The following is an 11030-nucleotide window of genomic DNA, read 5'->3' as shown; positions in this document are numbered from 1 at the left end:
GCGCACAGCGGGTTGACCATCACGATCTCGCCGTCGGCGCGCAGCTGCGCCAGACCGATCGGCGCGATGTAGAGGAACTGCAGCAGCGCCTCGTACTCATCCTGGTCGGTTTGCGGCATGGCGGCGATGCTCACACCGAACGCTGGACGAGCACGTAGCGGTGCGCCGCTCCCGGGGCCGCCAGCAGGCGCAGCTTGACCTTGACCGGGCGCATGCGCAGGGTCAGCACGTAGTCGATGGTGGCGTCGAGCTCGCCGCCGTCGGCCGCCGCGTCCTCGAAACGCTGCGCCACGAGGTAGTTGTTCATGCAGGGCGCGACCACCGCGAAGAGGGCGTGGCCGAGCACGCGCTGCGGCGACAGGCCGGCGGCCTTCGATTCGAAGGCGTTGTAGCGGCGCACGGCGGTCCCGGCGTCGAAGCCGATGACGCCGAAGTCGAGCATGTCGAGCGCGTCGTCCGGCAGGGCGTCGAGCCGCCCGATGAGGCCGGGCGCGTCGAAGGTCGGTGCCTGGGTCTCGTTCATGGAGGTACCTTTGTCTGAAGAGGAAAACCGGGCGCGACGAGGGACGCCGTGCCGGGCGCTGCGGGGAGGCGGGCGATGCGCGGTGCGGCGCGTCCCGGAATCTGCGGTCATTCTGGCTTCTCTATCGGCGTCGCGGGCGCCGACTTGACCCCTTCGGCGAAGGGGAGTCGCGAACCGGGCGTCCGGCGGCGCCGGCGCGCCGGCGCTCAGGCGCTGCCGAGGACCTCGATCGCCGCGCGGGCGAACAGCGCGTTCAGGCGTTCCGGGTCGAGCCCGCAGCGCCGCAGCGGCAGGGCCGCGCCCACCGGTTCGAAGTCCTCCATGCGCTGGGCGATGCGCAGCAGGTCGCCGAGTTCGCCCTCGAAGCGCAGGATGGCGGCCTGGACGCGCGGGCCCGGCCGGATCTGGTCGAGCATCCGCGCGCTCGACTGCCGCACCACCACGTGCATCAGCGAGAAGATGCCGGTCTGGAAGGCGACGTCGGCGAAGGCGTCGTCGTGGGGCCGCATCTCCTGGGCCATCAGCTCCATGAAGCGCGCCCGCGTGCTGACGAGCTGCAGCAGCGGGTCTTCCTCCAGCCGGTCGTGGCCGCCGTCGGCGAACAGCAGCAGCTGGGCCAGCCGCGCCAGCTGCCGCGTGCCCACGCGCGCGATGGCCTCGCCCACCGTGAGGTCGGGCCGCGCCGCCGCGAAGGCCGAGCTGGCGAACTTCATCAGCTGCGCCAGCAGCATCGGATTGCGCTTCACCTCCTGCTGCAGGTCCGCCAGGCTCGGATCGTCCGCCAGCACCTGGCTCAGCTGGAGCAGCGCGATCTGCGAGGCGCTGGCCTGGCTCTGGCGCAGGACCTCCGGGCGGGCGAAGAAGTAGCCCTGGAACAGGTCCGCGCCCAGCGCCAGGATGCGGCGGAATTCCTCCTGGGTCTCCACCTTCTCGGCCAGCACCCGGCAGCCGGCCTCGTGGGCCATGTGGATGATCAGCGGCAGCTCGGCGGCGACGACGTTGTGCAGGTCGATCTTGACGACGTCCACCAGCGCCAGCACCCGCGCCGGGATGCGGTCGATCGAGACCACGTCGTCGAGCGCGATCTGGAAGCCGGAGCGCCGCAGCCGTCGGCAATCCGCCTCGATCTCGGCGTCGATGACGACGTCCTCCAGGATCTCCAGCGTGAAGCGGCCGGGTTCGAGCAGGTACAGGCTGTCCGATCCGAGCGAGGCGCGCCCCACGTTGAGGAACCCCCGGTGCGCGCCCAGGGTGGCCGCGACGCCGAACTGCGCGAGGGCGTTGACGATCACCTGGTCGGTCGCGATGCCGTCGTCGTCGACCGTGGCCGCGTTGTCGAAACCGCCCCTGAACAGCAGCTCGTAGGCGACCAGGGCGCCCGAGCGGTCCACGATCGGCTGCCGGCCCAGCAGCACGCTGGGCGCCCCGTCGGGGCTCGGATCGTCACGGTGTGCGTCTTCGTTCATGGGTCCAACGGTCTGCGTCGTCTGGGAGCTGCGGTGGGGATGTCGCCGGCGGGTGGCCCGCCGGCGCGGTCCTTCATGGGAGGGATATCGGCCGATCGCACGTCGACTTGAGGCGTCGGGGCATCGCCGCCGCTCCTGAAGTCCCCCGGCGTCGTGCCGGTCCACTGGCGGAAGGCGCGGGAGAAGCTCTTCTCGCTGCGGAAGCCCACTGCCAGCGCGACCTGCCGCACGGGCCGCGTGGTGCGCCGCAGCAGGTCGCAGGCGCCGGTGCGGCGCACCTCGTCCTTGAGCGCCTGCAGCGAGACGCCCTCGTCGCGCAGCTGGCGGTGCAGGGTGCGCGGGGAGATCGCCAGCCAGCCGGCCACCGTCTGCGCCGTCGCCGCCTCGGTGCCGTGCGCGCGCAGCAGCTCGCGCACGCGCCGCCCGAGCAGCCGGTCGCGCCGGTACTGCAGCACCGTCAGCGGCAGGGCGCGGCGCAGCATGGCGCGCAGCGCGCGCTCGTCGCGCCGCAGCGGCAGCGCCAGATAGCGCTCGTCGAAGGCGATGCCGGCGCCCCGGCGCGAATCGAAGGCCACCACGGGGCCGAACATCAGCGCGTAGGCGTCGCGGTGCGGCGGCGCCGGGAACGGGAAGTGCGCCTCGCGCAGCGCGATCTGCGAGTCGATGGCCCAGCAGGCGTAGCCCAGCAGGAAGCGCAGGCTCGACACCAGGCAGAACTCGCGGAAGTCGGCCTCCGGCGCGCGGCGCTCCTCGATGCGCACCGTGGCGACGCCGCCGGCCACCGCCAGGTCGAGCACGACGTCGTCGGTCAGCAGCCGGTGGTGGCGGCACCAGCGCTTGAGGGCGACGCCGAGGTCGGGCGCGCCCAGCGAGGCGCGGCACAGCATGCCGTAGGTGCCCCAGGGCAGGCGGCGCGAGAACCAGCCGAGCGCCTCGTCGTCGAGTTCCTGCATCGCGTGGGCGTTGAGGGCTTCGAACTGCGCCGCCGTCACGCGCCCCGCGGGATCGTCGACGTCGCGCGGCGCGATGGATGCCGCGCGCAGGGCGCCGGCGGGGTCGCGGCCGTACCGGGCATAGGCGGCGACGATGGCGCGCACGAAGGCCATCGGCGTCGCCGCGCGGGGCGCGTGCGCCCGCGCGCTGGTCATGTCGACGCGGGAGGCGGCGCCGCCTTGCGCTGCTGCGCGCGGCGGGAGAACATGTTGAGCGCCTCGACCAGCGTGGAGAACGCCATCGCCGCGTAGATGTAGCCCTTGGGCACGTGCACGCCGAAGCCGTCGGCGATCAGCACCGCGCCGATCATCAGCAGGAAGCCCAGCGCCAGCATCACCACCGTCGGGTTGCGGTTGATGAAGTTGGCCAGCGGCTCGGCGGCCAGCAGCATCACCGTCACGGCGGTGATGACGGCGATCACCATCACGGCCAGGTTGTCGGTCATGCCCACGGCGGTGAGGATCGAGTCGACCGAGAACACCATGTCCAGCAGCACGATCTGCACCAGCACCGACGAGAACGCCACCGTGGCCTTGGCGGCGGTGGTGTCGAAGACGCTGTCGGTGGGCGCGGGGTCGACGGCGTGGTGGATCTCCTTGGTCGCCTTCCAGATCAGGAACAGGCCGCCGACGATCAGGATCAGGTCGCGCCAGGAGAACTGCGTCTCGAAGCCCGGCCGGCCGGCGGCGTCGGGCGGGCCGCTCCAGCCCAGGTCGAACACCGGCGCGGTCAGGCCGACGATCCACGCGATCATCGACAGCAGCATCAGGCGCATCACCAGCGCCAGGCCGATGCCGATGCGGCGGGCGTTCTTGCGCTGGTGCTCGGGCAGCTTGTTCGACAGGATGGAGATGAAGATCAGGTTGTCGATCCCCAGCACGACCTCCATGATCACCAGCGCCAGCAGGGCGGCCCACGCGGTGGGGTCGGAGAACAAGGCTTGCAGGCTGTCCATGGAATTCCCGAGGAAGTTGAATCGGCAAAATCATGCAGCAGCCCGCGCCGGCCGGCGAAAGACCATCGGCCGCCCCCGGATTTCCGGCGGCGGCGTGGCACGATCCGCAACCTCCGTGGCGCCATCTGCGCTCGCGCCGGGCGTAAGCTGCGGCCCTGCGATCCACCCCCACAGAGGAGACACCACATGCCCTCGTCCAGCCCGACCGGCCTGCCCGGACTGAACTTCGACCTCGGCGACACCGTCGACGCCCTGCGCGAGGCCATCGCCGACTTCGCCGCCGCGGAGATCGCGCCGCGCGCCGCCGCCGTCGACGCCGACAACCTCTTCCCGCACGACCTGTGGCGCAAGCTCGGCGAGCTCGGCCTGCACGGCATGACCGTGAAGGAGGAATACGGCGGCACCGAACTGGGCTACCTGGCCCACATCGTGGCCATGGAGGAGGTCTCGCGCGCCTCGGCGTCGGTCGGCCTGTCCTACGGCGCGCACTCCAACCTGTGCGTCAACCAGATCCACCGCAACGGCAGCGCGGCGCAGAAGGACAAGTACCTGCCCAGGCTGGTGAGCGGCGAGCACGTCGGCGCGCTGGCCATGAGCGAGCCCGGCGCCGGCTCGGACGTCGTGAGCATGAAGCTGCGCGCCGAGAAGCGCGGCGACCGCTACGTGCTCAACGGCGGCAAGATGTGGATCACCAACGGCGGCGACGCCGACACCCTGGTCATCTACGCCAAGACCGAGCCCGAGATGGGCGCGCGCGGCATGACGGCCTTCATCGTCGAGCGCGGCTTCAAGGGCTTCTCCGCCGGCACCAAGCTCGACAAGCTGGGCATGCGCGGCTCCAACACCTATCCGCTGTTCTTCGACGACTGCGAGGTGCCGGAGGAGAACGTGCTCGGCGGCGAGGGGCAGGGCGCGAAGGTGCTGATGAGCGGCCTCGACTACGAGCGCGCCGTGCTCTCGGGCGGCCCGCTGGGCATCATGGCCGCCTGCATGGACGCGGTGATCCCCTTCGTCCACGAGCGCAAGCAGTTCGGCCGGAGCATCGGCGAGTTCCAGCTGATGCAGGGCAAGCTCGCCGACATGTACTCGACCTGGCAGGCCACGCGCGCCTACGTCTACGCCGTGGGCAAGGCCTGCGATCGCAACGACCACGCGCGCAGCTTCCGCAAGGACGCCGCCGGCGCCATCCTGTATTCGGCCGAGAAGGCGACCTGGATGGCCGGCGAGGCGATCCAGGCCCTGGGCGGCGTCGGCTACACCAAGGACTTCCCCGTGGAGCGCCTGTGGCGCGACGCCAAGCTCTACGAGATCGGCGCCGGCACCAGCGAGATCCGGCGCATGCTGATCGGGCGGGAGCTGTTCGCGGAAACAAGCTGACCCCCAGGCTTCGCGCACTTCGTGTCGCTCTCGCCAACCCCCTTCCAGGGGGCAACACCAGCGGCCCGGCAAAGCCGGTTCCGCGGTGTTACCGGCAGCGGCACTTTCCCCGCCAATGCCAGACAAGGAGACAAGCGATGTCATCGACTCGGAGCTACGCGCAAGGCGCCACCGACGTCCCGCTCATCGAGCGGACGATCGGCGACTTCTTCGACGCCATGGTCGCGCGCCAGCCCGACCGCGAGGCGCTGGTCAGCCGCCACGAGGGCCTGCGCTTCACCTACCGCGCGCTGGGCGAGGCCGCGGACCGCCTCGCCAGCGCGCTGCTGCGCCTGGGCCTGGCGCCGGGCGAGCGCGTGGGCATCTGGTCGCACAACAACGCCGCCTGGGTGCTGCTGCAGATCGCCACGGCCAAGGTCGGCCTGGTGCTGGTGAACATCAACCCGGCCTACCGCACGAGCGAGGTCGAGTACGCATTGAACAAGGTCGGCTGCGCCGCGCTGGTGACGATGGCGCGCTTCAAGACCAGCGACTACCTGGGCATGCTGCGCGAGCTGGCGCCGGAGCTGGCCGACACCGATGCGGAGGGCGGGGTCGGACTGCGCGCCGCGCGCCTGCCGACGCTGCGCCACGTGGTGTGGATCGACGGCGCCGTGCCGGCCGCCCGGGCGCCGGCGGTCGCGGACGCGCGCGTCGACGGAGGCGGGGGCGCCGGCGACGACGTCCCCGGCATGCGCCGCTTCACGCGCCTGCTCGCCGGCGGCGACCCGCACGATCCGCGCGTGGCCGAGGTGCAGCGCTCCCTGCGCGCCGACGAACCCGTCAACATCCAGTTCACCAGCGGCACCACCGGTTTCCCCAAGGGCGCCTCGCTCACGCACCGCAACATCCTGAACAACGGCTTCTTCATCGGCGAATGCATGAAGCTGACGCCGGCCGACCGGCTGTGCGTGCCGGTGCCGATGTACCACTGCTTCGGCATGGTGCTGGGCAGCCTGGCCTGCCTCACGCACGGCAGCACCCTGGTGTTCCCGAACGACGGCTTCGACGCGCTGTCGGTGCTGGAGACCGTGCAGGCCGAGCGCTGCACCGGCCTGCACGGCGTGCCGACCATGTTCATCGCCGAGCTCGACCATCCGCGATTCGCCGAATTCGACCTGTCGACCCTGCGCACCGGGATCATGGCAGGCACCGCCTGCCCGATCGAGGTCATGAAGCGCGTGGTCGAGCGCATGAACCTGCGCGAGATCACCATCGCCTACGGCATGACCGAGACCAGTCCGGTGAGCTGCCAGAGCTCGACCGACACGCCGCTGGAAAAGCGCGTGGCCACCGTCGGCACGGTGCAGCCGCACGTCGAGGTGAGGATCGTCGACCCCGCGACCGGCGAGACGGTGCCGCGCGGCACCTCGGGCGAGCTGTGCACGCGCGGCTACCTGGTGATGCACGGCTACTGGGACGACGCGCCGCGCACGCGCGAGGCGATCGACGCCGAGGGCTGGATGCACACCGGCGACCTCGCCACCATGGACGCCGAGGGCTACGTCAACATCGTCGGGCGCAGCAAGGACATGGTGATCCGCGGCGGCGAGAACATCTACCCGCGCGAGATCGAGGAGTTCCTCTACGGCCACCCGCAGGTGCAGGACGTGCAGGTCGTCGGCCTGCCCGACGCCCGATACGGCGAGGAGCTGTGCGCCTGGATCATCCCGCGCCCCGGCCAGACGCCCACCGAGGACGGCATCCGCGCCTTCTGCGCCGGCCGCATCGCGCACTACAAGGTGCCGAGGTACATCCAGTTCGTCGATGCCTTCCCGATGACCGTGACCGGCAAGATCCAGAAGTTCCGCATCCGCGAGGCCATGCGCGAGCGCCTGGGGCTCGACGAGGTGAAGACCGCATGAAGGACCAGAACCCATGAGCAGAATCGAGACCCGACTCAACGCCCGCTCCGCGGACTTCCAGGCCAACGCCGCCGCGATGCGCGCGCTGGTCGACGACCTGCGCCAGCGCTTCGCCCGGGTCGAGGCCGGCGGCGGCGAGGCCGCGCGCGCCAAGCACGTCGCGCGCGGCAAGCTGCTGCCGCGCGAGCGCGTGGCCGAGCTGCTCGACCCCGGCACGCCGTTCCTGGAGATCGCGCCGCTGGCGGCCTGCGGCATGTACCTCGACCCGACCGGCGCCGAGTCCGCGCCCGGCGCCGGACTGATCGCCGGCATCGGCCGCGTCAGCGGGGTCGACTGCATGATCGTGTGCAACGACGCCACGGTGAAGGGCGGCACCTACTTCCCGCTGACCGTCAAGAAGCACCTGCGCGCGCAGGAGATCGCCGAGCAGAACCGGCTGCCGTGCATCTACCTGGTCGACTCCGGCGGCGCCAACCTGCCCAACCAGGACGAGGTCTTCCCCGACCGCGACCACTTCGGCCGCATCTTCTACAACCAGGCGCAGATGAGCGCCCGGGGCATCGCGCAGATCGCCGTGGTGATGGGCTCGTGCACCGCCGGCGGTGCCTACGTGCCGGCCATGAGCGACGAGTCGATCATCGTCAAGGAGCAGGGCACCATCTTCCTGGGCGGCCCGCCGCTGGTGAAGGCGGCCACCGGCGAGGTGGTGACGGCCGAGGACCTGGGCGGCGGCGACGTGCACACGCGGCTGTCGGGCGTGGCCGACCACTTGGCGCAGAACGACCTGCACGCGCTGTCGCTGGCGCGCTCGGCGGTGGCCCACCTGAACCGGCCCGTGGTCGCCGCGCCGCCGGGCGCGCCGCCGGCCCTGCCCGCCGAGGAGCTCTACGGCGTCATCCCGACCGACACGCGCAAGCCCTTCGACGTGCGCGAGATCGTCGCGCGCATCGTCGACGGCAGCGAGTTCCACGAGTTCAAGGCCCGCTTCGGCGCCACGCTGGTGTGCGGCTTCGCCGCGATCGAGGGCATGCCCGTGGGCATCGTCGCCAACAACGGCATCCTGTTCTCCGAATCGGCGCAGAAGGGCGCGCACTTCATCGAGCTGTGCTGCCAGCGCAAGATCCCGCTGGTGTTCCTGCAGAACATCACCGGCTTCATGGTCGGGCGCAAGTACGAGAACGAGGGCATCGCGCGCCACGGCGCCAAGATGGTGACGGCCGTGGCCACGGCCAACGTGCCCAAGTTCACGGTGATCATCGGCGGCAGCTTCGGCGCCGGCAACTACGGCATGTGCGGCCGCGCGTTCTCGCCGCGCTTCCTCTGGATGTGGCCCAACGCGCGCATCAGCGTGATGGGCGGCGAGCAGGCCGCCAGCGTGCTGGCGACCGTCCGGCGCGACGGCATCGAGGGCAAGGGCGGCACCTGGAGCGCCGAGGAGGAGGAGGCCTTCAAGGCGCCCCTGCGCCGGCAGTACGAGGAGCAGGGCCACCCCTACTACGCCACCGCGCGCCTGTGGGACGACGGCGTCATCGACCCGGCCGACACGCGCCGCGTGCTGGCGCTGGGCCTGGCCGCCGCGCGCAACGCGCCCGTTCCCGAGCCGAGATTCGGCGTCTTCCGGATGTAGGCGCCATGCAGCTCCCGCGCTACTTCGCCCGCCTCGCGCGCTACCACGCGTGGGCCACGCGCAAGCTGCTCGCCGACGACCTGGCGGCCTTGAGCGACGAGGAGTGGCACCGCGACCTGCGCCTGTTCTTCGGCTCGGTGCATCGCACCGTCAACCACCTGCTGGTGACCGACGACATCTGGCACGCGCGTTTCGCCGAAGGCCGGTCGCCGCGCATCGCGCTCGACGCCCAGCCGCATGCCGATCGCGCGCCGGCATGCGCCGCGCTGGCGGCGGCGGTCGATCGCTGGGCCGGCTGGGCCGACACGCTCGACGCGGCGTGCCTCGACGGCGAACTGACCTACACGCGCAACAACGGCGAGACCATGCGCCTGCCCTTCGCTGCGGCGCTGGGCCATGTCTTCAACCACGCGACCCACCATCGCGGCCAGCTGACGGCGGCCGTGACGATGCTGGGCCACCCCGGCCCGTCGCTCGACTGGGTCTATCTGCTGCAGAGCGAAGCGAGAGCCCGACCATGACCCTGCCCGCCTTCACCACCCTCGAACTCGCGCTCGACGACGACGGCGCCGTCGCCCGCATCTGGCTCGACCGGCCCGAATCGCGCAACGCCTTCGACGACGTCGTCATCGACGAGCTGACGCGTGCCTTCGTCGAGGTCGGCGCCATGCCGGCGGTGCGCGCCGTGGTGCTCGGCGCGCGCGGCCCGGCCTTCTGCGCCGGTGCCGATCTCAACTGGATGCGCCGCATGGCCGGCTACACGCGCGAGCAGAACCTCGCCGACGCCGGCTGGCTCGCCGCGATGCTGCGCACCATCGCCGAGTGCCCCAAGCCGACCATCGCGCGCGTGCAGGGCGACGTCTACGCCGGGGGCGTGGGGCTGGTCGCGGCCTGCGACATGGCCGTGGCGCTGGACACCGCCTGGTTCTGCCTGAGCGAGGTCAGGATCGGCCTCGTGCCCGCCACCATCAGCCCCTACGTGATCCGCGCGATGGGCACGCGCGCGGCGCAGCGCTACTTCCTGACGGCCGAGCGCTTCACGGCGGCCGAGGCGCACCGGCTGGGCCTGGTGCACGAGGTGGTCGACGCGGCCGAGGTGATCGACGCCCAGGTCGACCGGCTCCTGAAGGCCTTGCGCGGCGCCGGCCCGGCCGCCGTGGGCGCCTGCAAGCGGCTCGTCGCCGATGTCGCCGGTCGCGAGATCGACGCCGCCTTGATCGCGCGCACCGTCGAGGGCATCGCCGACATCCGCGCCAGCGACGAGGGCCGCGAGGGCGTGCAGGCCTTCCTGCAGAAGCGCAAGCCGTCGTGGCTGGAGACATGAGATCACCCTCATGCTGCATGCACTCCGTGTCACTTCGCACGCCCCCTCGCCGGGGAGGAATGGATTCACCCCCATGCTGCGTGCACTTCGTGTCACTTCGCACTCCCCCTCACCGGGGGCGACACCAGCCGCCCGGCGGAGCCGGTTCGGCGGCGTTCCACGGGGTGCTTGCACCTTGAAGCGGGCTCGGCGGTGATGGCGCAGCTCGATCTTCCTCAACTGCTGGCGCTGGCCGCGGCGCTCGGCTGGGCCAGCGGCGTGCGGCTCTACCTGGTGGTGCTGCTGACGGGCATGGCAGGGTATTTCGGCTGGGTGCCGCTGCCGGGCGGATTGCAGCTGCTGGGGCATCCGGCGGTGCTGGCGGTGAGCGGCTTCATGGTGTTCGTCGAGTTCTTCGCCGACAAGATCCCGGGGCTGGATTCGCTCTGGGACCTGGTCCACACCGCCATCCGCATCCCCGCCGGCGCGGCGCTGGCGGCGGGCGTCTTCGGTGCCGACCACGGCGCGATGGCGCTGGTCGCGGCCCTGCTCGGCGGCGGTTTCGCGGCCACCGCACACGCCGCCAAGGCCACCACGCGCGCCGCCCTCAACACCTCGCCCGAGCCCTTCACCAACGTCGGCGCCTCGCTGATCGAGGACACGGCGGTGCCCGCCGGCCTGTGGCTGGCGGTGATGCACCCGCTGGTCTTCGGCGCCATGTTCGTCGCCGTGCTGGCGTTGAGCGTGTGGCTGATCCTGCGCAGCTGGCGCTTCCTGCGCGGCCTCGTCACGCGCGTCGCGCGCATCTTCAGCGGCCGGCCCGATCCGGGCGTCACGCCCGCCTTTCAGCTCCTCAAGAAAAATCCCCCCGGAGACCCCTGA

The 11030-nt window shown here is 71.4% G+C and carries 10 protein-coding genes; 6 read left to right on the top strand and 4 right to left on the bottom strand.

All coding sequences use genetic code 11. The annotated features are described in order from the left end of the window. Positions 1-130 precede the first annotated feature (130 nt). The 4 genes from ABID77_RS12855 to ABID77_RS12840 all read right to left on the bottom strand — a co-directional run bounded on the left by ABID77_RS12855 (position 131) and on the right by ABID77_RS12840 (position 3937). Positions 131-523 carry a phosphonate transporter gene (locus ABID77_RS12855; protein ID WP_429596097.1) on the bottom strand — a complete coding sequence of 131 codons (393 nt, stop codon included), beginning with the start codon at positions 521-523 and terminating at the stop codon, positions 131-133. Between the two features lie 206 nt (positions 524-729). Continuing rightward, positions 730-1989, bottom strand: coding sequence for an EAL and HDOD domain-containing protein (locus ABID77_RS12850; protein WP_429596094.1), 1260 nt, complete (start codon positions 1987-1989; stop codon positions 730-732). Then, positions 1986-3137 (bottom strand): AraC family transcriptional regulator, encoded by a 1152-nt coding sequence (locus ABID77_RS12845; RefSeq protein ID WP_429596091.1) that lies wholly within the window; start codon positions 3135-3137, stop codon positions 1986-1988. The genes ABID77_RS12850 and ABID77_RS12845 overlap by 4 nt, the downstream gene beginning before the upstream one ends. Next, positions 3134-3937 carry a TerC family protein gene (locus tag ABID77_RS12840; RefSeq protein WP_429596088.1) on the bottom strand — a complete coding sequence of 268 codons (804 nt, stop codon included), beginning with the start codon at positions 3935-3937 and terminating at the stop codon, positions 3134-3136. The genes ABID77_RS12845 and ABID77_RS12840 overlap by 4 nt, the downstream gene beginning before the upstream one ends. Before the next feature lie 186 nt (positions 3938-4123). Here ABID77_RS12840 and ABID77_RS12835 point away from each other — a divergent pair, with 186 nt between their 5' ends. The 6 genes from ABID77_RS12835 (at position 4124) to ABID77_RS12810 (ending at position 11030) form a co-directional block, all read left to right on the top strand. After that, positions 4124-5314, top strand: a complete 1191-nt coding sequence (locus tag ABID77_RS12835; RefSeq protein WP_429596085.1) for an isovaleryl-CoA dehydrogenase — start codon at positions 4124-4126, stop codon at positions 5312-5314. Positions 5315-5451: 137 nt separating this feature from the next. Continuing rightward, positions 5452-7218 carry an AMP-binding protein gene (locus ABID77_RS12830; RefSeq protein ID WP_429596082.1) on the top strand — a complete coding sequence of 589 codons (1767 nt, stop codon included), beginning with the start codon at positions 5452-5454 and terminating at the stop codon, positions 7216-7218. A 13-nt stretch (positions 7219-7231) separates the two neighbouring features. Then, positions 7232-8845: a carboxyl transferase domain-containing protein gene (locus ABID77_RS12825; protein WP_429596079.1), complete on the top strand. Its 1614-nt coding sequence runs from the start codon at positions 7232-7234 to the stop codon at positions 8843-8845. A gap of 5 nt (positions 8846-8850) precedes the next feature. Then, positions 8851-9366 carry a DinB family protein gene (locus ABID77_RS12820; RefSeq protein ID WP_429596076.1) on the top strand — a complete coding sequence of 172 codons (516 nt, stop codon included), beginning with the start codon at positions 8851-8853 and terminating at the stop codon, positions 9364-9366. Then, positions 9363-10169 carry an enoyl-CoA hydratase/isomerase family protein gene (locus ABID77_RS12815; RefSeq protein WP_429596074.1) on the top strand — a complete coding sequence of 269 codons (807 nt, stop codon included), beginning with the start codon at positions 9363-9365 and terminating at the stop codon, positions 10167-10169. The genes ABID77_RS12820 and ABID77_RS12815 overlap by 4 nt, the downstream gene beginning before the upstream one ends. Before the next feature lie 195 nt (positions 10170-10364). Next, positions 10365-11030, top strand: coding sequence for a DUF4126 domain-containing protein (locus ABID77_RS12810; protein ID WP_429596178.1), 666 nt, complete (start codon positions 10365-10367; stop codon positions 11028-11030).

Origin of the sequence: Variovorax sp. PvP013 (assembly GCF_050435945.1) — a bacterium.
Lineage (GTDB): Bacteria > Pseudomonadota > Gammaproteobacteria > Burkholderiales > Burkholderiaceae_C > Variovorax.
The sequence above is the reverse complement of the archived record's forward strand: the minus strand, read 5'-3'. Positions and strand labels throughout refer to the sequence as shown.